Annotated in this window: 24 protein-coding genes; 9 read left to right on the top strand and 15 right to left on the bottom strand. The window is 68.4% G+C overall.

Annotated features, from left to right (window positions below; genetic code table 11):
- Positions 1-34: 34 nt before the first annotated feature.
- Together FNM00_RS02210 and FNM00_RS02205 are read right to left on the bottom strand one after the other, a co-directional pair.
- Positions 35-1,519 (bottom strand): LCP family protein, encoded by a 1,485-nt coding sequence (locus FNM00_RS02210; protein WP_143911372.1) that lies wholly within the window; start codon positions 1,517-1,519, stop codon positions 35-37.
- Positions 1,520-1,556: 37 nt separating this feature from the next.
- Positions 1,557-2,981, bottom strand: coding sequence for an LCP family protein (locus tag FNM00_RS02205; RefSeq protein ID WP_246065030.1), 1,425 nt, complete (start codon positions 2,979-2,981; stop codon positions 1,557-1,559).
- Between the two features lie 140 nt (positions 2,982-3,121).
- On the opposite strand from FNM00_RS02205, the gene FNM00_RS02200 reads away from it, so the two are divergent.
- The gene (locus tag FNM00_RS02200; protein ID WP_143911370.1) at positions 3,122-4,189 is read left to right on the top strand and encodes an LCP family protein; all 1,068 of its coding nucleotides are present in this window, start codon (positions 3,122-3,124) and stop codon (positions 4,187-4,189) included.
- 160 nt (positions 4,190-4,349) lie between these two features.
- Here the strand turns inward: FNM00_RS02200 and FNM00_RS02195 are convergent, their stop codons facing one another.
- Positions 4,350-5,513 carry an acyl-CoA dehydrogenase family protein gene (locus FNM00_RS02195; RefSeq protein ID WP_185972931.1) on the bottom strand — a complete coding sequence of 388 codons (1,164 nt, stop codon included), beginning with the start codon at positions 5,511-5,513 and terminating at the stop codon, positions 4,350-4,352.
- Positions 5,514-5,681: 168 nt separating this feature from the next.
- Here FNM00_RS02195 and mqo point away from each other — a divergent pair, with 168 nt between their 5' ends.
- A complete protein-coding gene (mqo, locus tag FNM00_RS02190) occupies positions 5,682-7,235 on the top strand; it encodes a malate dehydrogenase (quinone) (RefSeq protein WP_246065029.1) in 1,554 nt (517 codons plus the stop codon).
- Between the two features lie 7 nt (positions 7,236-7,242).
- Here the strand turns inward: mqo and FNM00_RS02185 are convergent, their stop codons facing one another.
- From FNM00_RS02185 to FNM00_RS02170, 4 genes are all read right to left on the bottom strand, one after another.
- Positions 7,243-8,217 carry a hypothetical protein gene (locus FNM00_RS02185; RefSeq protein WP_143911367.1) on the bottom strand — a complete coding sequence of 325 codons (975 nt, stop codon included), beginning with the start codon at positions 8,215-8,217 and terminating at the stop codon, positions 7,243-7,245.
- 198 nt (positions 8,218-8,415) lie between these two features.
- Positions 8,416-9,165 carry a succinate dehydrogenase/fumarate reductase iron-sulfur subunit gene (locus tag FNM00_RS02180; RefSeq protein WP_143911366.1) on the bottom strand — a complete coding sequence of 250 codons (750 nt, stop codon included), beginning with the start codon at positions 9,163-9,165 and terminating at the stop codon, positions 8,416-8,418.
- Positions 9,162-11,114, bottom strand: coding sequence for a fumarate reductase/succinate dehydrogenase flavoprotein subunit (locus FNM00_RS02175; protein WP_143911365.1), 1,953 nt, complete (start codon positions 11,112-11,114; stop codon positions 9,162-9,164). Before FNM00_RS02175 ends, FNM00_RS02180 begins: the two co-directional genes overlap by 4 nt.
- A gap of 13 nt (positions 11,115-11,127) precedes the next feature.
- On the bottom strand, positions 11,128-11,850 hold the full coding sequence (locus tag FNM00_RS02170; RefSeq protein ID WP_143911364.1) for a succinate dehydrogenase cytochrome b subunit: 723 nt from the start codon (positions 11,848-11,850) through the stop codon (positions 11,128-11,130).
- Between the two features lie 88 nt (positions 11,851-11,938).
- Here FNM00_RS02170 and FNM00_RS02165 point away from each other — a divergent pair, with 88 nt between their 5' ends.
- The gene (locus tag FNM00_RS02165; protein WP_143911363.1) at positions 11,939-12,814 is read left to right on the top strand and encodes a LysR family transcriptional regulator; all 876 of its coding nucleotides are present in this window, start codon (positions 11,939-11,941) and stop codon (positions 12,812-12,814) included.
- Between the two features lie 12 nt (positions 12,815-12,826).
- Here FNM00_RS02165 and FNM00_RS02160 read toward each other — a convergent pair whose 3' ends face one another.
- Together FNM00_RS02160 and trpS are read right to left on the bottom strand one after the other, a co-directional pair.
- Positions 12,827-13,336 carry a 2'-5' RNA ligase family protein gene (locus tag FNM00_RS02160; RefSeq protein ID WP_143911362.1) on the bottom strand — a complete coding sequence of 170 codons (510 nt, stop codon included), beginning with the start codon at positions 13,334-13,336 and terminating at the stop codon, positions 12,827-12,829.
- On the bottom strand, positions 13,336-14,349 hold the full coding sequence (gene trpS / locus FNM00_RS02155) for a tryptophan--tRNA ligase (RefSeq protein WP_143911361.1): 1,014 nt from the start codon (positions 14,347-14,349) through the stop codon (positions 13,336-13,338). The genes FNM00_RS02160 and trpS overlap by 1 nt, the downstream gene beginning before the upstream one ends.
- A gap of 50 nt (positions 14,350-14,399) precedes the next feature.
- Here trpS and galK point away from each other — a divergent pair, with 50 nt between their 5' ends.
- The 3 genes from galK (at position 14,400) to FNM00_RS02140 (ending at position 17,657) form a co-directional block, all read left to right on the top strand.
- The gene (gene galK, locus FNM00_RS02150; protein ID WP_185972930.1) at positions 14,400-15,491 is read left to right on the top strand and encodes a galactokinase; all 1,092 of its coding nucleotides are present in this window, start codon (positions 14,400-14,402) and stop codon (positions 15,489-15,491) included.
- A 182-nt stretch (positions 15,492-15,673) separates the two neighbouring features.
- The gene (locus FNM00_RS02145; RefSeq protein ID WP_143911359.1) at positions 15,674-16,519 is read left to right on the top strand and encodes a prephenate dehydratase; all 846 of its coding nucleotides are present in this window, start codon (positions 15,674-15,676) and stop codon (positions 16,517-16,519) included.
- 34 nt (positions 16,520-16,553) lie between these two features.
- Positions 16,554-17,657, top strand: a complete 1,104-nt coding sequence (locus FNM00_RS02140) for a GNAT family N-acetyltransferase (protein ID WP_143911358.1) — start codon at positions 16,554-16,556, stop codon at positions 17,655-17,657.
- Between the two features lie 19 nt (positions 17,658-17,676).
- On the opposite strand, the gene FNM00_RS02135 is transcribed toward FNM00_RS02140, so the two are convergent.
- The 6 genes from FNM00_RS02135 to FNM00_RS02110 all read right to left on the bottom strand — a co-directional run bounded on the left by FNM00_RS02135 (position 17,677) and on the right by FNM00_RS02110 (position 21,672).
- Positions 17,677-18,426 (bottom strand): DUF6230 family protein, encoded by a 750-nt coding sequence (locus FNM00_RS02135; RefSeq protein WP_143911357.1) that lies wholly within the window; start codon positions 18,424-18,426, stop codon positions 17,677-17,679.
- Positions 18,423-19,364 (bottom strand): hypothetical protein, encoded by a 942-nt coding sequence (locus FNM00_RS02130; RefSeq protein ID WP_143911356.1) that lies wholly within the window; start codon positions 19,362-19,364, stop codon positions 18,423-18,425. The genes FNM00_RS02135 and FNM00_RS02130 overlap by 4 nt, the downstream gene beginning before the upstream one ends.
- Entirely contained in the window at positions 19,342-19,839 is a 498-nt protein-coding gene (locus FNM00_RS02125) for a DUF6114 domain-containing protein (RefSeq protein WP_185972929.1), read from the bottom strand. Before FNM00_RS02125 ends, FNM00_RS02130 begins: the two co-directional genes overlap by 23 nt.
- Positions 19,839-20,591, bottom strand: coding sequence for a DUF6230 family protein (locus FNM00_RS02120; protein ID WP_143911355.1), 753 nt, complete (start codon positions 20,589-20,591; stop codon positions 19,839-19,841). Before FNM00_RS02120 ends, FNM00_RS02125 begins: the two co-directional genes overlap by 1 nt.
- 68 nt (positions 20,592-20,659) lie before the next feature.
- On the bottom strand, positions 20,660-21,115 hold the full coding sequence (locus FNM00_RS02115; protein WP_143911354.1) for a DUF6114 domain-containing protein: 456 nt from the start codon (positions 21,113-21,115) through the stop codon (positions 20,660-20,662).
- 62 nt (positions 21,116-21,177) lie between these two features.
- On the bottom strand, positions 21,178-21,672 hold the full coding sequence (locus FNM00_RS02110) for a DUF6230 family protein (protein ID WP_143911353.1): 495 nt from the start codon (positions 21,670-21,672) through the stop codon (positions 21,178-21,180).
- 291 nt (positions 21,673-21,963) lie between these two features.
- On the opposite strand from FNM00_RS02110, the gene FNM00_RS19385 reads away from it, so the two are divergent.
- Genes FNM00_RS19385 through FNM00_RS02095 form a run of 3 tightly spaced genes read left to right on the top strand, consistent with a single transcriptional unit; the run spans position 21,964 to position 24,090 of the window.
- Positions 21,964-22,242: a S26 family signal peptidase gene (locus tag FNM00_RS19385; protein ID WP_143911352.1), complete on the top strand. Its 279-nt coding sequence runs from the start codon at positions 21,964-21,966 to the stop codon at positions 22,240-22,242.
- A 29-nt stretch (positions 22,243-22,271) separates the two neighbouring features.
- On the top strand, positions 22,272-22,571 hold the full coding sequence (locus FNM00_RS19380) for a S26 family signal peptidase (protein WP_143911351.1): 300 nt from the start codon (positions 22,272-22,274) through the stop codon (positions 22,569-22,571).
- A 52-nt stretch (positions 22,572-22,623) separates the two neighbouring features.
- A complete protein-coding gene (locus FNM00_RS02095; RefSeq protein ID WP_342778531.1) occupies positions 22,624-24,090 on the top strand; it encodes a DHA2 family efflux MFS transporter permease subunit in 1,467 nt (488 codons plus the stop codon).
- Positions 24,091-24,113: the final 23 nt, after the last annotated feature.

Genomic DNA, 24,113 nt, shown 5'->3' with positions numbered 1-24,113 from the left:
GACGTGCGTAAGTCACCGCCCCGGGGTCGCGGTTTCAGCAGGCGGCGGCGAGGTCGTCGGTGATATTGGCGTCCGGGGTCGGCTCGGTCTCGCCGGCTTCGGTCGGATCCGGCTCTGTCGGCTCGGCGGTCTCGTCGGCGGGATCGGGCGTCGCGGGAGTCTCGACGGTGCCGTCGATGAGCGCCTGGATATCGGCGTGGATCTGAGCGAAATCGGGATTGGCCGTGTTGTACTCCGGCGGCACCACCGACAGCGTGGCGATCTGCGTCCCGCGTGCCTTGAGCGCCAGATCGGCGAAGGCCGCGAGCTCCGATCCCGGGAGATTCGTGGCCAACATCTGGGCGCTCGAGTCGGCGATCTTCCCCGCGTTCAGCAGCACGGTCTGCGGGCTGAGCTGATCGAGCATCGAGACCATCAGGCACTTCTGCCGCGCCATCCGGTCGAAGTCGTCGCTCTGGATCCGGCTGCGAGCGAACCACAGCGCCTCATTGCCGTCGAGCTTCTGCCGTCCCGCGGCGAGGTACTCGTCGCGTTTGCGGTCGGTCTCACCGAACATGGCGATCGGGGTGGGAACGTTCACCGTGATCCCACCCACGGCGTCGACCAGCGACGCGAATCCCTCCATGTTGATGAGCACGTAGTAGTTCATCGTCAGCCCCGTGGCACCCTCGACCGCGTCGATCGTGGCGTCCAGCCCCGGGTCAGCGCTGTCCGGGTACAGGTCCGAGCGGTCCTCCCCCGCCGTGTGCACCGCGTTGAGCAGGCACTCCTCGCCGCAGTTGAAGCCGTAGGGGTAGGCCTCCCGCATCGGCGAGCCCTCGGGGAAGGGGACGTTCTGCAGGTTGCGCGGGAGCGAGATCATCACGCTGTCCCCGGTAGCGGCATCGATGCTCACGACGTTCAGGGAGTCCGGGCGCAGTCCCTCGCGACCGTCGCCGGAGTCCGCACCCAAGAGCAGAATGTTGTACCGCCCTTGCAGCGGAGGCGTCGTCTCGGTCGCGTCGAAGACCTGCGTCACGACCTGCCGGGAGGCGGAGACCGTGTTCCAGCCGACCGTCACGATGCCACTCGCGAGGGCGATCACCACCATGTTCACCACGCTGACGACTGCCATGCGCCGGAGGTCGAGGCCGGGCAGCACCGCGAGCCGCCACGCGTCCATGAAGAGCCCCAGCCAGCCGATCGTGACGATCGCGAGGCCGAAGCGGGCGATGTCGAGGGTCGCCGGGTCGGTCACCCACCCGATCAAGGTCTCGCGCTCGGGACGGATGACCAGAACAGCCACCAGGAAGCCGAGGACGGCCAGCGCCCACAGCCCCATCACGACCTGCCCGAGACGTCTCGCACCGGCGAGGAACTGCGCGCTGCCGGGCCAGATGATCGTGGCAGCCATGAGCGAGAGGGCTCGGCGCAGTGCACGATCCGGGGACATCCGGCGACGGCCGGGGCGCACGTCCTGCGGTTCCAGGGCAGTGCTCCTCTCGGGCGGTTCCGGGTCGTCGCCCAGTGTGCCAGTCACCGATCGACCGCCCCGGCGGCGGTGTCCCTGAGCCCCATCAACACGTCTGGTCGAGGTCCTCGGTCTGATTGGCCTTGCGCGGGTCCAGGGTCTCGGGATTCGGATCGGCCATCGAGAGCGAGGACGACACCATCAGCGAGGTCGCCTCCGGTCGGCCTTCGGCGACGGCGATCGCGTCCTCGACCATCCGGTGCACCTTGGGATAGTCCGGATCGCCGGTGTTGATCTCCGGCGGCACGAGCGAGACCGAGGAGATCGGCTCGCCCCGGGTCTTCAGCACCAGGTCCATGAAGATGTTGAGATCCTGACGCGGGATATCGGTCTCGAGCATCGCCTCGCCGGAGTCGGCGATCTTCTGCATGTTCATGACCACCGTCTGCGGGCTCAGCTGCTGTGCCATCGCGTTCATGACGCATTTCTGCCGGCCCATGCGCGACCAGTCGTCGTTGAGCACCCGGCTGCGGGCGTACCACAGGGCCTCGTAGCCGTCGAGCTTCTGCTCGCCCGCCTCGATGTAACCGCTGATCGGATTGCCGATGCCGTCGATCGCGGTGCGCTCGCGCACGTTCATCGTCACACCGCCGACGGCATCGACCAGACCCTCGAAGCCGTGCATGTTGATGAGCGCGTAGTAGTTGAGCTTCAGCCCGGTGACCTCCTCGACGGCCTCCATCGTCGCGCCGATGCCCGGCGAGGAGGAGTCGAAGAGGTCGGCGTGATCCTCGGCCCAGGTGTTGACCCCGTTGAGATAGCAGTCGTCGCAGTCGAAGCCGTTCGGGAACTCCTTCCCCATCACCGAGTCCTTCGGAAAGGGGACGTTCTCCAGATTGCGCGGCAGGCCGATGATGACGGCTCGTCCGGTGTCGGCGTCCACGCTCACGACGTTGATGGAGTCCGGTCGCATCCCCGTGCGGTCGTCGTCGGCGTCCGATCCGAGCAGGAGGATGTTGTACCGACCCTCATGGGGATCGACGGAGGTGGTGGACGCGAAGACCGCGCCGGCGAATCCGTCCACGACCGAGACGGTGTGCGCGGCGAAGAACATGACCCCCGCCACCACGAAGCACAGCACGCCGTTGACCCCCGCGGAGATGGCTCGGTGACCGCGGCGCAGCTCGCGCGGACGTCCCAGTCGCCAGGCGTCGACGATGAGGGCCGCCCAGGCGACGGCGCCCGCGATGAGCAGCCAGCGGCCGACCCCCAGGATCAGGCCGTTGGTGGCGAACTCGAAGAGCATCGAACGCGAGGTGAGGGCGATGAGAGCGAGGAGGGCGGCGAGGGCGAGGACACCCAGCCAGACCCGCACGGCGATCCGGCCGACGGTGCGATTGCCGTGCACCAGCTGGGCCGATCCGGGCATCACGACCGACATGGCCGCGAGGGTGAGGGAGCGCCGGAATCGGATACGGGAGGTGGCGGCCTCGGGGTCGCTGTAGCTACCGCCCATGACACTGGAGGGCACGTTCGACATCGTCGTCCTTACGGTGGGGAAGGGTCCGTAGGTCCCGCCCAGTATCGACGCCGTGAGCGGGCGAGGCCACGAGACGCGCCGAGCACAGCAGTGTTTTTCTCCCCCGTCACCGGCTCGGCTATTTTCGACCCATGTCCTCCGACGGCCGTTCCGGCGAATACGACTGGCTCTATGAGGACGATCGTCGACGGTCGTCCTCTCCCGAGCCCTCTCCTCGCGGCGGCGACGATCTACCGCCCCCGCAGCTGCCGCCGCCGGGGTCGGGCAGCGGCTCGGCGGGACGTCCGCGCAAGAAGCGGGGCAAGCTGCGCTATCTGTGGCTGCTGCTGGTGCTCTGGCTCGCCTTCCTGGTCGCCGTGCCCTTCATCGCCTGGGCTCAGGTCACCAAGGTCCCGGCGACGCCGGACGGCGATCGCCCCGATGGGCAGCGCGGATCGAACTATGTGATCGTCGGGTCGGATGCTCGTCCGGGCGAGGAGGCCCGCGGGCGCACCGACTCGATCATGGTGCTGCACACGGGACGGGGCCCCACCGTGCTGACGTCGTTCCCGCGGGACTCGCTCGTCGACATCCCCGGACACGGGAACACCAAGATCAACGCGGCCTATGCCTTCGGCGGCGCCCCGCTGCTCGTGCAGACGATCGAGCAGAACACCGGCCTGCACATCGACGGCTTCGTCGAGATCGGCTTCGAGGGCCTGGTGGACGTCGTGGACTCCCTGGGCGGCATCGAGCTGTGCCCGGAGAACGCCTTGCAGGACGAGGACTCGGGGCTCGACATCGAGGCGGGTTGCCAGACGGTCGACGGGGAGACCGCCCTCGCCTACTCGCGCAATCGCAAGGCCTACGCCGCCGGCGATATCGCGCGCGGAGAGGCCCAGCGCGAGGTGATCGGCGCGATCGGCGCCAAGGCTCGGTCGCCCTGGACCGTCCTCAATCCGCTGCGCTACTACGGCGCCGCGGTCGACACCGGCAGCTCGCTCGCTGTCGGCGACGATGTCTCGCTCTTCTCCTTCGTGCGCTTCGCGTGGGCGCTGTCGGGGGCGATGGGCGGCAGCGGCCTCAACTGCACCGTGCCGATCGCGGACATGCAGGTGAACTGGGACAGCACCCGCGCCCCGGCCTTCTTCGACCATCTGATCAACGACACCAGCGGGGACCTCGGCGACCTCTGCACCCCCACCGGTCTACCCGAGTAGACGGTCCTGGGACCGGTCGCCTCGCCTGGCGGCGGTAGACCATCAACCTCAGGTCCCAAGCACCGGTAGCGGTTCAACCTCATCCGGACTCGATGAGGTTGACCCGCTACCGCTGACGTGTGCGAAGGGTTGACCAGCTACCGCCACCAGGCGGGAGCCGTCAGAGGGTGGACTGGATGCCGGCGAGGAGCTGGCGAGCCATGACGATGCGCTGGACCTGATTGGTGCCCTCGTAGATCTGGGTGATCTTGGCATCGCGCATCATCCGCTCGACCGGGTAGTCACGCGTGAAGCCGTACCCCCCGAGCAGCTGCACGGCATCGGTCGTCACCTGCATCGCGGTGTCGGAGGCGAAGGCCTTGGCGGCGGCGCCGAAGAAGGTCAGATCCTTGTCGCCCCGCTCGGAGCGACCCGCGGCGGCATAGGTGATCTGTCGCGCGGCCTCCACCTTCATGCCCATGTCGGCGATCATGAACTGCAGACCCTGGAAGTCGCTGATCGGCTTGCCGAACTGCTGACGCTCCTGGACATAGCCGAGCGCATAGTCCAGGGCGCCCTGCGCGACGCCGACCGCCTGCGCCGCGATCGTCACCCGGGTGTGGTCGAGGGTCTCCATCGCGATCGCGAAACCCTTGCCCTCGTCGCCGATGATGCGCTCCTCGGGAATGCGGACATCGTCGAAGTAGACCTCGCGGGTCGGTGAGCCCTTGATGCCGAGCTTCTTCTCCGGTGCCCCGAAGGACACCCCTTCGTCGGACTTCTCCACGACGAAGGCGCTGATGCCCTTGCTGCGCTTCTCCGGATCGGTCATGGCGAGCACGGTGTAGTACTCGGACTCACCGGCATTGGTGATCCACCGCTTGGTGCCGTTCAGCACCCAGTGGTCGCCGTCGCGGACGGCGCGGGCCTTCTGGTTGGCGGCATCCGAGCCGGCCTCGGACTCGGAGAGACAGTAGGAGAAGCCGCCCTCGCCCGCCGCCAGCTTGCCGAGGTACGTCTGCTTCAGCTCCTCGCTGCCGCCGATCTGCACCGGAAGCGATCCGAGCTTGTTGACCGCGGGGATGAGCGAGCTCGACACACACGCGCGAGCGACCTCCTCGATCACCAGCACCGTCGCCAACGCATCGGCTCCGGCCCCGCCGTACGCCTCGGGCACGTGGGGCGCATGGAAGCCGCCGGCCACCAGCGCGTCGTGGGCCTCCTGCGGGTAACGGGCCTCCTCGTCGACCGCGGCGGCGAACGGGGCGATCTTCGCCTCCGCCAACGCCCGGACGGTCTCGCGGATGGCCTGGTGCTCCTCGGACAGTGCATAGAAATCGCTCACGCGCACATCTTAGGACGTCCTAGGGTGTCCCCCGCGCGTGGTGGTCGGACCCGCGATGAGGCGAAGATCACCCGCACGCGGGTAGGCCACCGGCGTGTCGCCGAGCGAGAATGGCCGATGGCCCCATTCGTCACGGGCCCCTTCACGCGACGCAGGAGTGATTCTCGCTTGTCCAGCCAGGCCAACCTCCCTGAGATCCGGACCACCCATCAGCCTTCTCGTCAGACGACCGATGTCCTGCTCGTCGGGGCGGGTGTCATGAGCGCGACGCTCGGCGCGCTCCTGCAGTCGCTGGAGCCGGACTGGAGCATCACCGTCCTGGAGCGCCTCGACGGCCCTGCCCTCGAGAGCAGCGATCCGTGGAACAACGCCGGCACCGGCCACGCGGCACTGTGCGAGCTCAACTACACCCCGCAGCTGGCCGACGGATCGGTCGATGTCAGCAAGGCGCTCACGATCAACGAGCAGTTCCAGCTCTCGCGCCAGATGTGGTCCTACGCGGTCGAGAATGGGCAGCTTACCGACCCCTCCTCCTTCGTCAACCCGGTGCCGCACGTCAGCTTCGTGCGTGGCGCCGAGAACGCCGAGTACCTGCGCCGGCGCTATGACGCCCTCGCCGAGAACCCGCTCTTCGAGGGCATCGAGCTCATCGAAGATCGCCAGGAGTTCGCGCGGCGTCTCCCGCTGATGGCCGACGGCCGAGAGGACGACGAGCCGATCGCCCTCAACTGGTCGCAGAACGGCACCGATGTCGACTACGGGTCGCTGACCCGCCAGTTCGTCAACAGCCTCGGGCAGCGCGGAGCCGACATCCGCTACGGCCAGCAGGTCAAGAACCTCACCAAGCAGACCGACGGCACGTGGGTCGCGAAGGTCAAGGACAAGCAGCAGGGATCCACCTACCAGCTCAACGCGCGCTTCGTCTTCGTGGGCGCGGGCGGCGGGGCGCTGCACCTGCTGCAGAAGTCCGGCATCGAGGAGATCAAGGGCTTCGCCGGGTTCCCGGTCAGCGGGCAGTTCCTACGCTGCCTCAACACCGATATCGCCGACCAGCACCAGGCCAAGGTCTACGGGCTCGCGGCGGTGGGCGCTCCCCCGATGTCGGTGCCCCACCTCGACACCCGCGTGATCGACGGTCAGCGCAGCCTGCTCTTCGGCCCCTATGCAGGCTGGACCCCCAAGTTCCTCAAGAACGGCTCCTTCACCGATCTGCCGCGGTCGATCCGGCCGAACAACCTGATGCCGATGCTCGGCGTGGGGCTGACCTCGATGCCGCTCGTCAAATACCTCGTCATGGAGGTCCTGAAGAGCTCCAAGAGCCGCGTCAACGAGCTGAATGTCTTCGCGCCGTCGGCTGATGCCGACGACTGGGAGCTCATCACCGCCGGTCAACGCGTGCAAGTCGTCCGCAAGAAGGGCAAGGGCGGCAGCCTGGAGTTCGGCACCTCGATCATCAGCGCCGCGGACGGCTCGATCGCGGGACTGCTCGGGGCCTCCCCCGGCGCCTCGACGTCGGTCGCGGCCATGCTCGAGGTCTTGGAGAAGTGCTTCGGTTCGCAGTTCGAGGCCTGGAAGCCCAAGCTCAAGGAGATCGTGCCGTCCTACGGCACCTCGCTCGCGGAGAACCCGAGCCTGCTCGCGGATCTGCGCGACTGGACCGACCGCACGCTCCAGCTCTCGACGAGCGGGCAACCCGCCACCAGCCAGCAGCACGCCGGCTGAGCGGTCCTCACCGTCCGTAGCGCTCCTCGAGCAGAGGGCGGAACAGCTCCCGATGGTGGCCCGCATAGTGGTCGGGCAGGAGCGGCCCGGCGAACACGCCGGCGACAGCCCCCGGCGTCAGCTGACGGACTCCTTGGCCGTCGTAGAAACCCCCGTCGCGGCAGTCGTCGTAGCGCACCAGCAGCTCATCGAGCTGCCCTTCGCCCGATGATGCTCGCAGCACGACCACCTCGCGGGGCCCGTCGATCGACAGGCAGCTGCTCGGGTCGTTCGGCCCGCTGCCCTCCGGTGCTCGCGCGATCGCGGCGACCGCATCGGGATCGAGGGCGACAGAGCCGGTCAGACCGGGTTCGCCGCCGCCCGCCGTGTACCCGCACGCCACCAGCCGGGTGATCCCGGACGGCTCGGTGGGGAACTCCGTGGAGGGAATCCAGTCCTCATCGTCGACCAGCGGCGGCGATACGGGGCAACCGAGATGGTCCGTGTCGATCCGGTGGGCCGATGCGAGTATCCGATCCCGCAGCCCGGCCTCGGCCTGGACGATCAGCCGCGTCTCGCCGAGCTCCACGACGACACGGTCCCCGTCCGTCGCCGCCCTGTGCGCGTCCATCGTGTCGTCGTCCACGGGAGTGAAGGCGACGAACTCGCCGGTGACCTCCACCGATGTCTCGCGGGGGTCTCCAGCGGGACAGCCGACCTGCGTCGCGGAACCTGGACGCCCCACAGCGGGTGCGGGTGCCGGCTGCCGCGCGATCGCGCACCACTGCCCCAGGCGCTGGCTCGCGGACTCCCAGCCCCAATCGTCCGGCACCGCCACCTGGGCCGAGCCGTAGGACTCCCAACGGAAACCATCCGGCAGCTCCGGCGTGGACGAGGCGGACGGCGTCCCCGGTTCGGTCGGTGTCTCCCCTCCCCGCACCCCGCAGCCGGCAACCAGGACGATCGCCACGGCCAGCCAGATCTCCGGACGCATCACTCGCATGCCCCACCATGTCGCCGACGCACCGATCGTCTCACTCCGCGAGTGGTGCCATTTGGACCGCGAGTGGTGGAAATTCGCCCCTGATCCGCGGTTTCGAGGGCGAATCTGCACCACTCGCGGATACCGGGGACTCGACCGCTGCCGGACATGACAGAGCCCCCGCCGGAGGACCGGCGGGGGCTCTGTGGTCGTGCTGGATCAGGCGGGACCGGGCTTGGCCAGGGCGCCCATCAGATCGCGGTTCAGCTGAGAGATGACGTCCAGCGGGATGCCCTTGGGGCAGGCCGCCGTGCACTCGCCGATATTGGTGCAGCCGCCGAAGCCCTCGGCGTCCATCTGCTCCACCATGCTCAACACCCGCGACTCCCGCTCGGGCTGGCCCTGCGGCAGCAGCCCGAGGTGGGTGATCTTCGCGGCGGTGAACAGCATCGCCGAGCCATTGGGGCACGCCGCAACACAGGCACCGCAGCCGATGCAGGTCGCCGACTCGAAGGCGTGGTCAGCGTCGACCTTAGGGACGGGCAGGTTGTTGGCCTCGGGAGCCGAGCCCGTCGGCGCCGTGATGTAGCCGCCCGCGGCGATGATGCGATCGAAGGCGCCGCGGTCGACGACGAGATCCTTGACGACCGGGAAGGCTCCCGCGCGCCAGGGCTCGATGTCGATGGTGTCGCCGTCGCTGAACGTGCGCATGTGCAGCTGGCAGGTCGTGGTGACCTCCGGACCGTGCGCGATGCCGTTGATCACGACACCGCACATGCCGCAGATGCCCTCACGGCAGTCCGAGTCGAACGCGACCGGCTCCTCGCCCTCGAGCGTCAAGCGCTCGTTGAGGACGTCGAGCATCTCGAGGAACGACATGTGCTCGCTGACATCGTCGAGCTCGTACGGCACCATCGAGCCCTTGGCGTCGGCGTCCTTCTGGCGCCAGATTCGAACGGTGATCTTCACTTGTAGCTCCTGGCCTTCATCTCGACGTACTCGTATTCCAGCGGCTCCTTGTGCAGGACCGGCTTGTCCCCGCCGAACTCCCAGGCCGCGACATAGGCGAACTCGTCGTCGTGACGCAACGCCTCGCCGTCCTCGGTCTGGCTCTCGGCACGGAAGTGACCGCCGCAGGACTCACGACGGTTCAGCGCATCGATGCACATGAGCTCACCGAGCTCGAAGAAGTCCGCCACGCGGCCGGCGCGTTCGAGGGTCTGGTTCAGCTCCTCGTTGACGCCGGTCACCTTGACATTGCTCCAGAACTCGGCCTTGAGATCGCGGATCAGCTGGATCGCCTTGACCAGCCCCTCCTCGGTGCGCTCCATGCCGCAGTAGTCCCACATGATGTGGCCGAGCTCCTTGTGGAAGGAGTCGACCGTGCGCTTGCCGTCGATCGAGAGCAGCGTGTTGACGCGCTCCTCGACAGCCTCACGGGCCTCGACGACCGCCGGATGGGAGTCGTCGATCTTCTCGAAGGGCCCGTCGGCGAGGTAGTTCGAGATCGTGTACGGCAGCACGAAGTACCCGTCGGCGAGACCCTGCATGAGGGCCGAGGCCCCGAGGCGGTTGGCTCCGTGATCGGAGAAGTTCGCCTCGCCCGCCACGAACAGACCCGTGAGATTGCTCTGCAGGTCGTAGTCGACCCACAGGCCGCCCATCGTGTAGTGCACGGCGGGGTAGATGCGCATCGGCTCGGTGTAGGGGTCCTCGCCGGTGATCTGCGCGTACATGTCGAAGAGATTGCCGTACTTGGCCTCGACCGTGTCGCGGCCCATCCGCTCGATCGCATCGGCGAAGTCGAGGTAGACGCCGAGCCCGCCGGGACCGACGCCCTTGCCCGCATCGCACTGGTACTTGGCGGCACGCGAGGCGATGTCGCGCGGTACCAGGTTGCCGAACGAGGGGTAGATGCGCTCGAGGTAGTAGTCGCGCTCGTCCTCGGGGATCTGGCTCGCGTGGCGGTCGTCGCCGGCCTTCTTGGGGACCCAGATGCGGCCGTCGTTGCGCAGCGACTCGCTCATCAGCGTCAGCTTGGACTGGTAGTCGCCCGACACCGGGATGCAGGTGGGGTGGATCTGCGTGTAGCAGGGGTTGGCGAAATACGCGCCCTTGCGGTGCGCCCGCCAGGTGGCGGTCACATTGCAGCCCATCGCATTGGTCGACAGGAAGAACACATTGCCGTAGCCACCCGTGGCCAGGACGACCGCGTCGGCGGTGTGCGTCTCGATCTCGCCGGTGATCATGTCGCGGACGACGACCCCGCGGGCGCGGTCGTCGACCATGATGACCTCGAGCATCTCGTGGCGCGTGTTCATCTCGACCGTGCCGAGACCGATCTGGCGCTCGAGCGCCTGGTAGGCGCCGATCAGGAGCTGCTGACCCGTCTGGCCGCGCGCGTAGAAGGTGCGGGACACCTGCACGCCGCCGAAGGAACGGTTGTCGAGCAGACCGCCGTACTCGCGGGCGAAGGGGACGCCCTGCGCGACGCATTGGTCGATGATGTTCACCGAGACCTGCGCCAGGCGGTAGACATTGGACTCGCGCGAGCGGAAGTCGCCGCCCTTGACCGTGTCATAGAACAGCCGGTAGATGCTGTCGCCGTCGTTGCGGTAGTTCTTCGCCGCGTTGATACCGCCCTGCGCCGCGATCGAGTGCGCGCGCCGCGGGCTGTCCTGGTAGCAGAAGTTCTTGACGTGGTAGCCGGCCTCACCGAGCGTGGCGGCGGCGGAGGCTCCCGCCAGACCGCTGCCGACGATGATGACGCTCAGCTTGCGGCGGTTGGCCGGGTTGACGAGCTTGGCGGCGAATTTGCGCTCGTCCCAGCGCTTCTCGATCGGACCCGACGGGGCGGCATCGTCGTGGATGTCGTCGCCGCGAGTCAGGTAGTCGCTGAGGATCTGATCAGTAGTCATGTGCAGTAGCCCTTCAGCCGGTGATCCCGAGCAGGATCGCCCACGGGGGAAGCAGGAATCCGATGGTGATGACGGCCGACACGAACCAGGCGAGCGGTGTCAGCCGTGAGGCCAGGCGCGTCTTGCTGTAGTTCTGGCCGAGCGTCGTCAGCGCGCTCCAGATGCCGTGCCACAGGTGGAAGCCGACGGCGAGCACGGCGATCGTGTAGGACAGCACGACCCACCAGATCTCGAAACCGTTCACGGTCCGCTGGTAGGGGCTGTCGGACGCGCCGCCGGGGCTGATGACATTGGCCGTCAGGTGCAGCAGGTGGTAGACGATGAACACCAGGATGATGACGCCGCCCCAGCGCAGGGTGAACGACGCGTACGAGCGCTGGACGCCGGTGGCTCCCTTGGAGGAGTGATAGCGCTTGCCCCCGCTGTACCCGGCGGCCTTCTTGTTGCGGCGCCACAGGGTGATCGCGGCCCACGCGTGGACGAGCACCGAGGCGAGGAGCGCGACGCGCACGATCCACAGCAGTCCCTCGTAGGGGAGCATCGGCTCGCCGAAGGTGCGCAGGTGGTGGGCGTAGGTGTCGAACGCCTCCTGACCTCCGAACACCTTGAGGTTGCCGTACATGTGCAGAATCAGGTAGCCCACCATGATGAGCCCCGATACCGCCATGGCGTACTTCATCGCGACCGTCGACCGTGAGGCCGGGACGCGCTTCTTCGTCAATTGGGTACTGGCCACGAGGACACACTAAGACCAACGCGACGATTCACGCTAAGTCCAACTGAGGCCGACTTTCATAGACGATGGGCATGGCACACTGGACCCCATGCAGGTGCAGCAGTTGGCCTACTTCCTCGCCGTCGCCGAGGCGCGCCACTTCACTCGGGCCGCGGACGTCGTGGGCGTCTCCCAGCCCACCCTGTCCAAGCAGGTGCGCGCGCTGGAGAACTCCCTCGGCACCGCCCTGTTCACCCGCACCCGTCACGGCGCCGAGCTGACGAGCGCCGGCGAGACCCTGCTCCCCCATGCTCGACGGATCGTCATCGATGTCGCGAATGCCGAACGTGCCGTGCACGAGATCGCCCAGCTGCGCCGCGGGCGCGTGCGCCTCGGCGCGACCCCCTCGATGATCGACGGCCTCCTGCCCGATGTCCTGCGCGAGTTCCGCCTCACCTATCCCGATATCGAGTTGGAGGTCCAGGAGGCCGGCTCGCGGGTGCTGACCGATCATCTGCTCGCCGGGCGCCTCGACATCGCCGTGCTGATCGTGCCGCTCGCCGTGAGCTCCCCGGATATCGAGACGCACCTGGTCTTCCGTGAGCGGCTCGTGCTCGCGAGCCCCCGCGACGCCTGGCTGGGCGAGGAGGTCGCGGTGACCGACCTGAACGATCTGCCCCTGGTGATGTTCCGCGAGGGCTACGACCTGCGCGATGTCACCGTCCGGGCCTGCAACCGGGCGGGGTTCGAGCCACGGTTCGCGGTCGAGGGGGGCGAGATGGGGGCGGTGCTGCGGTTCGTCGAGGCCGGCCTCGGCCACGCCGTGGTACCCGAGATCGTCCTGTCCAGCCGTACCGATCTCGCTCGGTCCTGGATCGTCGAACCGCCCCTGGCCCGCGAGGTGGCGGTGGCCCACCGCGATGTCAGCTCGCTGCCGCTGGCCGCCCGCACCTTCCGCGACCTCCTGCTGCGCAAGCTCGGCTGAAGGGCATCGCCGTCAGGCCAGGGCGAAGTGGCGCTGCGGCACCCATCCGTCGGCCGCCTCGTGACAGTACAGCGTCACGTGCTCGACATCGAAGGAACAGCGGAACTCCGCGAGATCCTCGAAGGCGCGATCGAGGCTGCCCTCGTCCAGATGGTGCGCCACCGTCACATGCGGGTGGAAGGGGAAGGAAGCCGCCGGGAGCTCGACCGCCTCCCGGATGGCTCGTTCGAGCAGCTCGGTGACCGAGATGCCCTCGGACACCGCCACGAACACCACCGGCGAGATCGGGCGGAAGGTGCCCGTGCCCTGGAGCGTCATCCGGAAGGCCGGAACGATCGCCGCCACCTCCGCCAGCGCCTGCTCGACGGCCGCGATGTCGTCGTGGCCGATCTCGGTCGGCGGCACGAGGGTCACGTGCGTGGGCACCGTCTCGGCCATGGAGTCGCCGTAGGAGAGCCGCTTGGCCCGCAGGTGCCCTCCGAAGGGCTCGGGAACGGGGATCGCCACACCGATCGTCGGCATCAGCGGACCTTGACGAATCCCGATCGCTCGTAGACGAGCTCGAGGGTCGGAGAGGCGACCGCACGAGCGCGTTCCGCGCCGCGGGCGAGGAGCGCGTCCAGCTCGGCTCGATCGTCCAGCAGCGCTCGGGTGCGCGCGCCGAAGTCGCGGACGAGGTCGCCCACGATCTCGGCCAGCGCGACCTTGAGGTGCCCGTACTGTTGGCCGTCGAACTCCGTCACGATCGCGTCGACGGGGCGGCCGGTCAGCGCGGAGAAGATGGTGAGCAGGTTGGACACCCCGGGCTTGTTCTCGGGATCGAAGCGGATCTCGCTGCCGGAGTCCGTCACCGCCGAGCGGATCTTCTTGGCGGCCGTCTTCGGGTCGTCGAGCATGTTGACCACACCGTTCGGACCCGAGAACGACTTGCTCATCTTGCCGGTCGGATCCTGGAGGTCGTAGATCTTCGCGATGTCCTTGACGATGTGCGGCTCGGGCACCGTGAAGGTCTCACCGAAGCGGTGGTTGAAGCGCTGCGCGAGATTGCGGGTGAGCTCGATGTGCTGGCGCTGGTCCTCGCCCACCGGCACCCGGTCGGCCTGGTATATGAGGATATCGGCGGCCATCAGCGTCGGATAGGTGAACAGTCCGACACTCGCCGAGTCGGCACCGGTCTTGCTGCTCTTGTCCTTGAACTGCGTCATCCGGCTCGCCTCGCCGAATCCGGTGATGCACTGGAGCACCCAGGCGAGCTGCGCGTGCTCGGGCACCTGGCTCTGCACGAAGATCACGCTGCGCTCGGGGTCCACCCCGGCGGCGATGAGCTGCGCCGCCGCGATGTAGGTCCGCTCGCGCAGCGCGGCCGGGTCGTACTCGACGGTGATCGCATGCATGTCGGGGATGAAGTAGAACGCCTCGAACTCGTCCTGCAGCGCCACCCACTGCTTGAACGCCCCGATGTAGTTGCCGAGATGGTACGAGTCGGCTGTCGGCTGGGCACCGGACAGCACGCGGGGCTGGCGATCTGCGGGCATGAGGGCATTCTGCCAGCAGTCCCCGAGCACCCATGCGTAGGCTCGGGACCGTGAACGAGGTACGCGAGTGGACGGTCCCGGGCCGGGTGAACCTCATCGGGGAGCACCTGGATTACAACGGCGGCGCGGTGCTGCCGATCGCGATCGATCGGGGCCTGCTGATCAAGGTCCGGATGCGCGATGACGGCGCTGTGAACGTCTGGAGCGGCGGGCGCAAAGCCTCGTTCGGGGTCGATATCGCTCCCGGCGAGGTCGACGACTGGGCGCTCTACACGGCCGCGGCCGTCTGGGCCACCCGCGAGGCGGAGGTACCGGTGCCGGGGGCGGACATCGTCATCGAGTCGACGCTCCCGACGGGCGCTGGCCTCTCGTCGTCCGCGGCCCTCACCTGCGGGCTGGCGACGGCCCTCGACGACTTCGCCGGCACGGGGCTCTCCCGGCTCGATCTCGCCCGGATCGGTCAGCGCGCCGAGAGCGACTTCGTCGGCGCGCCGGTCGGCCTGATGGATCAGCTGGCGGTGCTCTGCGGCGAGGCCGGCCACGCCCTGCACATCGACTTCGCCGATGACGACGCCCCGGCGCTCGCCTCGGTCCCGGCGCCGTGGTCCGATCACGGGCTGGTGCTGGCGGTGATCGACACCGGCATCACCCACGCGCTCGCCTCGGGCGAGTATGCCGCCCGCCGTCGCGAGTGCGACGAGGCCGCGAGTCAGCTCGGCCTCAGCGCTCTCGCGCGCGCCCAGGTCGATGCGGTGCTGCGGCTCGACGACGACACGCTCAAGCGCCGCACCCGGCACGTGGTGACCGAGAGCGCGCGCGTGCGGGGCACGGTCAAGGCCCTCGGGTCCGGTGAGTGGAAGCAGCTGGGCGCGATGCTCTCGTCCTCCCACGAGTCCCTGCGCGATGACTTCGAGGTGAGCTGCCCCGAGCTCGACGTGGCCGTGGAGGAGGCGATCGAGGCCGGCGCGCTCGGTGCCCGAATGACCGGAGGCGGGTTCGGTGGCAGCGCCATCGCCCTGCTGCCCTCCGGCGAGGTCGAGAACCTCCGCTCACGGGTCGAGGCGCAGTACACGCGTCGCGACTGGAAGCCGCCGCAGGTCTTCACCGCCTCCCCGGTCGACGGCGCCTCGCGGCGCACCTGACGACACCCTCCCCGCCCGTGGCGGTAGGCCATCAACCTCACCTCGGTGGCAGCGGTAGGCCATCAACCTCACGGACCCGTCATGAGGTTGATGGCCTACCGCTGACGCATCCGTGAGGTTGACCAGGCGCCGCCGCTCGATGGCGAGGCCGACGCGCGGGCGGCCCGTGAGAACCTAGGACGGTGAGCAGCGTACGCATCGCCTATCAAGGCGAGCCGGGGGCCAATTCGCACCTGGTGATCAAGGAGAACTACCCCGACGCCGAGGCCATCGCCTGCGCCTCCTTCGAGGATGCCTTCGCGCTGGTCGAGTCCGATGGCGCCGATCTCGCGATGATCCCGATCGACAACTCGCTCGCCGGCCGGGTCGCCGACATCCACCATTTCCTGCCCACCACGTCGCTGCACATCATCGCCGAGCACTTCCTGCGCATCCAGTTCGCTCTGATGGCGCCCCCCGGCGCCGCCCTGGACTCCATCAAGACCGTGCACAGCCACGTGCATGCGCTGGGTCAGTGCCGCAAGATCATCCGCATGCACGGGTGGACCCCGGTGATCGCGGGTGACACCGCGGGCGCCGCGCGCGAGATCCACGAGGCCGCCGACATCACCCAGGCCGCGCTTGCGCCGCCGCTCGCCGCCGAGATCTACGACCTGCGCATCCTCGCCGAGGATGTCGAGGACGAGGCGCACAACACCACTCGCTTCGTCGTGCTCTCTCCCGAGCCGGTACGCACCGCGCCGGGCAACGGGCCGGTCGTGACGACGTTCATGTTCAACGTCCGCAACCTTCCCGCAGCCCTGTACAAGGCCCTCGGCGGGTTCGCGACGAACGGCGTCAACATGACCAAGCTGGAGAGCTACATGGTGGGTGGGGAGTTCATCGCCACCCAGTTCCTGGCCGAGGTGGAGGGTCATCCCGAGGAGCCCGGCCTGGCGCGCGCGCTGGAGGAACTGCGGTTCTTCACCACCGAGGTCAAGATCATGGGCGTCTACCCGGCCGATCCCTTCCGCGCGGCCACCTCGTGAGCGCACCGAACCGGACCGAGGCGGGGCGACGACGATGACGGGGCTGCCCTTCCCGCTCGGCGTTCCCGTCCTGACCGACGGCTTCGTGACACTCCGGGCGCACAAGCCCGATGACATCGAGCCCGTCTACGAGATGGCGACCGACCCCGCGACGCAGCGCTGGACCGGAATCCCCGTGCCCTACCAGCGCGGCGACGCCGAGGAGTTCGTCGGGCGGATCATCCCGGCCGGATGGGACACCGCCCAGTCCCTGTCCTGGGCGATCGAGGTCGACGGCCGGTTCGCCGGCAATGTCGACATCCGCGGCGCCGGCCCGGTCACCGATATCGGCTTCGTCCTGCATCCCAAAGCCCGCGGTCGCGGCGTGATGAAGGCTGCGGTCGATCTCGCCGTGCAGTACGCCTTCGCCGAGGGCGGCAAAGAGGTCGTCCATTGGCGCGCGCAGGTGGGCAACGAGGCCTCGCTCCGCGTCGCCCACGCCTGCGGCTTCACCCTGCACGGGACGACACCGGGGCTGCTGTACGAGAACGGGCGGGTACACGACGCGTGGACGGCCTCGATCCGCTTCGGCGATGCTCCGACACCGCGGACCCGGTGGCGGTCGTCGCTGATCGAGACCGCGGCTCTTCGGCTGCGTCCGCTGGAGGAGCGTGATCTGGAGCGGATCGTCGAGGCCTGCAATGATCCGCTGACCCGCCTCTACCTGGCCGGACTGCCGCGTCCCTACGGCATCGCGCAGGCAGCGGAGTATCGTGCCGACTCGGTCTGGCAGGCCGCGACCGGCGGCAAGGAGACCTGGATCTTCTGCGACCCGAAGACCGATGAGCTGCTCGGCACCGTCGCCGTCATGGGGTTGCGCGGGGTCGACGAGGGATCCGGCGAGATCGGCTACTGGACGCATCCATCGGCCCGAGGGCGCGGTCTCACGATCGCCGCCGTGCGCGCGGCCATCGAGCACGCCTTCTCTCCCGACGGCCTCGACCGCCGCCGCCTCACCCTCTACGCGGCCGCGAGCAACGGCCCCAGCAATGCGGTCGTCCGGGCGGCGAACTTCACCGCCTTCGGCACCCAGCGCGCTGCCGAGCCCCTCGGCGACGGCAGCTTCGACGATCTCGTCGGCTACGAGCTGGTCCGCTAACCCCGAAGGCTCAACGGGATCAGCGGGGGAACTCGCCGCCCTCGGCGAGCTCGCGGCAGGAGACCTTGCCCGGGACGACGCGGATACGCAGATCGGGCAGCACGATGTCACCCTCGATCTGCGCCTGCCAGATATCGCCGTAGACCATGTTGAGATCCGCGGTCGTGGCGTCGATCGCGGTGTACCCCTGGCCGTTGTTGTGCCCACCGTTGCGTGAGCTGTTGTACCAGCGCGGGTCGAAGGTCTTGGGCACCTCGAAGGGGTTGGCGTCGAAGGGCGCCGCCCCGGGAGACGTCGTCAGGTCGGTCGTCGCGAGACCGATCTGGGTGGACCCCTTCAAATCGATTCCCGGACTGGACGCCGCCCTCAGATAGGTGATGTCGAAGGCCGCGGACCGCGCGCTGATCTCCGAGGTGCCCGCCTTGCCGTCTCCGGACTGCAGATGGAAGGTGACCTCGCCGAGGAGCGGCAGCGACTCGGTCTTCGTCAGACAGAAGCCGTTCATCGTCGCGCTCGCGAACCCGGCGCGCAGCACCGGTTGCGTGGTTCCGTCCTGGCGTCCCACGACCGCGGTGCCGAAGCCTGCGTCCGCCGCGTAGATGCGCGAGGAGGCGAAGGTCGCGTTGCCGTTGTTGATCGTGATCGTGGAGTCGAAGGCACTGATCAGCTCCGTGCGCATCGCGGTCAGCAGCGTCGCCAGCAGGCCCACGCCGATCGCCACCGCGATCGACGCGCGACCCCATCGGGTTCCGTAGGTCGCGTCCGTCATTGCACCGTGATCGTCGTGTTGGGCAGCTGGATCGAGTTCAGCGGGTTCGCGCCACCGGGCGGATGCACGTAGGGGTCGCGCGACGCGTCCATGTCGTGGGTCCACAGGTAGTCGAACTTCAGGTCCAACGCGATGATGCTGAAGTCCCCGCCCTGCGCGAGACTCGAGACGATGGCGGCGATCAGCTGGCCCAGCAACCCCGATCCGCCGCCGGCGAGTGTCTGCAACCGGATTCGGCAGACATCGCCGCTCGAACCCGCCGTGCAGATGGCGCCCTTGCCCACCACATTGGCCAGGAAGCTCATCGCCGTGATCTGACTCCAGGGCAAGGCGAACCAGCTGTCGCCCGTGGCGAGGAGCTCGGTGCGCACGCCCGGTCCCCCGACCGTCATCGGGCCGTCGGGCTTGATCGCCAGCGTGTGGCCCGCCGCCGGCTTGGGATCCGGCGCGGTCTGGGAGCTGGCGGACAGGACCGGCGCTCCGTGCTGTGCGACATTCGAACGGAAGGTGAGGTCGCGGAAGGCGAGCTGGTACAGGCTCCTGCTGCCGTCGGCGGCCAGGTAGTAGGTCTGGGCGTTCTGCGTGTTGATGCCCTTGACGTCCGCGACGATCGCCCCGGTGTTGCTGGTGGTCGGATTGCCCGCGGTCATGTGCCACTGCACGCCGGACAGGCACGGGAACATCCGCGTCCCACTGTTGCGGTTCTCGAATCCGTTGCCGCTGGTGGACTTCAGCGGGACCGCCTGACGCCGCTGCTGCGGATTGGCGTTCCCCGGCTGGCTGCAGGTGAAGGGCTGGTAGGCGTTGCTCTGGCTGTTCGCCTCGGCACGGTCGGCATCGCCCGCGACCCAGGTCACCAGCCCGATCACGAGGGCGAGGAGAGCCCCGAGGACGACGACTCGCTGGACGGGGCGGCTAGGCGTCGGGGCGGTCGTCATCGGCCACCTCCCCGGTCGTCGAAGTGGTCGGCACCGGGCGCTCCTCATCCTCGGGCGACCGGGCGCGACGACCACGGGCCCGGGGCTTCTTCTCGCCCCACGCCCACACCATCGAGCCGCCGACGATGCCCAGCAGCGTCCCGATGAGGAATCCTCCGAGATTGCTTCCCACGAAGGCCGCCAGCGCCGTCAGCACGCCGAGCAGGCCGACCAGGCCCGAGTAGTGCGGAGTGAACCAGGCGACGAGCCCGAACAGGACCATCGCGCCGCCGAGGATGTACCCCGAGGACGCGCTCCATCCGCCCTGCACGGCGAAGCCGATCGACGAGGAGGCGAAGTCGATCACCACGTATCCGCCGAGCAGCAGCCACAGGCCACCCCAGAACGGGCGCGTCCGGCGGAAGGCGGTGAACCAGCGCCAGCCGCGGCACACCCGGCCGCCGTCCTCGGCGACCGGGGCGGTCGAGAGCGCCATCAGTACTGCGCCGCGCAATCGGACTGGTCCTTGGCGCCGGGGAGGACCTTGATCCTCAGCTTCGGCAGGTTGATCTGTCCCTGCAGATCGATGCCATAGGACTCTCCGTCCAGATGCGAGATGTTCATGGTCTTGGCCTGCAATCCGAAGGCCCCAGGAGCGCCTCCGTCGAGCCAGTCGCCCTGATACGAGCCCATACCCAGGGTGTCCGCGGACTGGCCCAGGGTCAGCTTGGCGATCTGGTCGCCCTGCCCGGTCAGGTCCTTCGAGGCGAAGAACAGCTGGTCGGCAGAGATCTGATCGCTGCCGTCCACCGTCCCGTCGACCTTCTCCCCGGCGATGATCATCATCGAGACATTGCCGATGCCGCCGATCTCCTGCTGCGCGACGAGGCACAGGCCGTTGAGCGTGGCCTGGTTGAAGCCGAACTGCGCCAGCGCCTCCTGACCGTTGTTCAGCTGCTGGGCCTTCAGATAGGCCGCGGCATCGGTGCCGTTGATCCGGTCGGTGTAGACCTGATGCGGCGTATTGGCCGACGTGAAGTTCACCGCCAGCACGTTCTGCGCCACCAGGGCGAACATCACCGCCAGAGCGGTCATGGCCGCCGTCGCGAGTGGCAGCGCACGCCATCGCGTGCCACGGCGGACGCTCACCGCATCGGCGATCATCAGGCTCCGGTGATCGGACAGGCGCTGCGCCAGCCGCTCGGACCAGCCCGCGGTGCGCTGGCCGCGTCGTGCACGACGAGACATCGAGTACTCCCTCCCAGCGCGCTCGGGCTCCCTCAAGCCCGGGTGAGCGCGCCGTACTTCCGTGTGATTCAGACGGCGCTCGTGCGGAGCGCTCGGCGCCGGCCGCGACGCTCGTCACGAGCGGCGAACTTCGCGAGCTGCTTCTCGCTGTAGGGGGTCCAGGCGAAGATCAGGCCCGAGCCGATGATGCCGAGCATCATGCCGATGATCCAGCCGCCGAGATTCGCCAGGGGCAGCGAGGCCACCGACAGCATCGACGCCACGATCGCCGGGAAGTGGCGCTGGGCCGGGACGCACAGGGCGACCAGGGCCGCGGCGGCCATGCCGCCGGCGAGCAGCAGCGGTGTCACACCCCGTACCCCCACGTGCACATAGAAGGCCCAGTCCCCGCCGAAGAGCGGGTTGGCCACGAAATAGGCTCCGGCCAGCAGCAGCAGGCTGCCCCAGAACGGACGCGTGCGGCGCAGCCGGGTCGCCCCGCGCCACGCCCGGACGAGCGGATTCGGCTTCTGCGATGTGGACATCGTCGTCTCCCTTTGCCGTCGACGGCGTGGCGGGCCGGAGCCCGCCACGCCACCAGCGATCGTCAGCTGCGCTTGACCGACAGCGACAGGTTGTTGAGCGACAGGCCACCGAGCGTGACCGCATAGGCCTTCGCCGAGATGTTGTTCAACGTCGACTCGCCGCTCACCAGGGAGAAGCCGGTCGCGTCATAGCCTGAGGCCTGACTCGTGTCCGAGAAGCCGGACCGCGACTGCGCCTGGCCCAGGGTGACGTTGTTCAGGCTGGCGCCGTTCGGCGTGCGCAACGTGGCGGCATTCAGCGCGACATTGCCGAGGCCGATATTGCTGTCCGTCGATGCGATCTCCAGGTGGACGCCCTGCACGAGCGGCAGGTTCACCGTCGGGCTCTTGACCGTCAGGCCGTCAGCTCGCGCGTTCTCGGTCTCGGCGAAGATCGTCTCCTTGCCGGTATCGGCATCGCCGACCTGCGTCTGCCCCGGACGGACCTTGAGCGCATCGGCGCTCAGGCTTGTGTCCAGATCGAAACCGCCGGCCGATGAGATCGTGGCCGCGACCATGCCCTGCACGATCGCGATCCCAGACCGACGCTCGCAAGCGTGGCCGGCACCGTGATGGCCGCGAACCGCCCGAGGCGCGCGCGACCCATTCCCTCTGTCTTCATCTATGTCTCCCTCTGACCACTCGTCCCTCAACGAGCGATGGTGTCGCCCTACCGGCTACTCCCTCAGTGACCCAGATCACGAGGCGACGGTCTGAGTGTAGGCATAACTCGGAGTTGCAGTCCACTGGAATCGTGATTTACCCCACCCCGACTACAGTGGTGCCGCCCGACGAACCCCGAGGACCCCATGCCTTCTTCCCATGAACGCGGCATCGCCGCCATCCGCGTCCTGGGCATCACTGCGCTCATCGGGTTCTTCCTGCTGGCCGTCGGTGTCGTGGCCGCGCCCGCCTTCTCGGTGCAGGTGAAGGGCACCAGCATGAATCCGACCCTCACCCACGGCGACCGTTTGCAGGCGCAGTTCTGGAACCGGTCCAGCATCGAGCGCTTCGACCTCGTGGAGACCCGCACGCCCGAGGATGTCGCGATCGTCAAGCGCGTCATCGGGATCCCCGAGACACGGTGACCGTGGAGTCGACCGCTCAGGTGCCGGTCGTGACCGTGCGACCGGAGGGGGAATCGGTCGCCTACCGCGTGGCGAACCCGGAGTGGGACGACCAGCCGGGAGGCGGGGTGTGCTGCACAGTCGAGGGCAGGGAAGGCGGCACGGGCGAGTTCGTCGTGCCCGAGGACGAGTACTGGCTGGTCGGCGACAACTGGGGCGCCTCGGAGGACTCTCGCTTCTACGGGTTCTTCGCGGCCGACGCCATCGAGGCGAAACTCAACTTCAGGATCCTGCCTCTGGGTCGCTTCGGCTCCGTACCCAATCCGGCCTCGCTCGTCGCCGCTCCATGAGCGTCCCGGGCGCGACGACCAGAACGTCCGTGGTCGGTGGCAGACTCGGCCTGTGACCGACTCCTCGTCCCCCGACACCACCACAACCCCCGCCAACCCTTGGCCGGCGCTGTGGGCCATGGTGATCGGCTTCTTCATGATCCTGGTCGACACCACGATCGTCTCGGTCGCGACCCCCGCGATCCGCTCGGCGCTGCAGACCGACTACAACACGGTCATCTGGGTCACGAGCGCCTATCTGCTCGCCTACGCCGTGCCCCTCCTGATCACCGGCCGGCTCGGCGATCGCGTCGGCCCGAAGAACGTGTATCTGGTCGGTCTGGCACTGTTCACGCTGGCATCGCTGTGGTGTGCGGTCACCACCACGATCGAGATGCTGATCGTCGCACGGGTCTTCCAGGGGCTCGGCGCCTCGATGATGACCCCGCAGACCATGGCGGTCATCACCCGCACGTTCCCCCCGGAGAGCCGCGGCCGCGCGATGGCGCTGTGGGGTGCCACGGCCGGCGTCGCCACGCTCGTGGGCCCCGTGCTGGGCGGTGTCCTGGTCGACTCGGCGGGATGGGAGTGGATCTTCTTCGTCAACGTGCCGGTGGGGATCATCGGCTTCGCCCTGGCCTGGAGACTGGTGCCGCGGCTGGAGACCCATGCGCGCTCCTTCGACTGGGTGGGCGTCGTGCTCAGTGCCGCCGCGATGTTCCTCATCGTCTTCGGCATCCAGGAGGGCGAACGCTACGACTGGGGCCAGATCACCGGCATCGTCTCGGTCCCGGCTCTCATCGCCCTCGGCCTGGTGGTCGGCGCGATCTTCCTGTGGTGGCAGTCGCGGGTCCGTCGTGAGCCGCTCGTCCCGTTGCAGCTGTTCCGCGAGCGGAACTTCTCGGTCTCCAATGCGGCGATCTCGATGGTGTCCTTCTCGGTCACCGCGATGTCATTTCCGTTCATGTTGTGGGCCCAGACGGCTCGCGGCTGGTCCCCGACCGAGTCGGGGATGCTGCTGATCCCCATGGCCGTCGTCACGGCCGCGATGGCGCCGATCGTCGGCCGTTGGACCGATCGTGTCGCGCCGCGGCTGCTGGCCTCGATCGGGTTCGGCGTCTCCGGCGGGTCGATCCTGTTCATGAGTCAGACGGTGACTCCCGATAGCCCGGTCTGGCTGATCCTCATCGCCACCGCTCTCGTGGGCTTCGGCAATGCCTTCCTGTGGTCGCCGCTCGCCGCGACCGCGACCCGCCGACTGCCGATGGTGTCAGCGGGCGCCGGGTCCGGGGTCTACAACGCGACCCGCCAGATCGGCGCGGTGCTGGGCAGCGCCGCGATCGCGGCCGCCATCTCGAGCCGTCTCGCGGCCCATCTCCCCCAGGCCGCCAGTGCGGGCAGCGAGGGGGCGGGTCCCACCGCGCTGCCTCCCGAGGCCGCCGAGCCCTTCTCCACCGCGATGAGCCAGGCCCTCCTCGTCCCCGCCGCGGCCTTCCTCCTCGGTCTCCTCATCGTCCAGTTCTTCCCCCGCCCCCGCTGACCCTCCGGGTCCAACTTTTGCCG

Source organism: Aeromicrobium piscarium (genome assembly GCF_007421815.1).
Lineage (GTDB): Bacteria > Actinomycetota > Actinomycetes > Propionibacteriales > Nocardioidaceae > Aeromicrobium > Aeromicrobium piscarium.
Note: the sequence above shows the minus strand (reverse complement) of the source record. Positions and strands in the feature narration are given on the sequence as shown.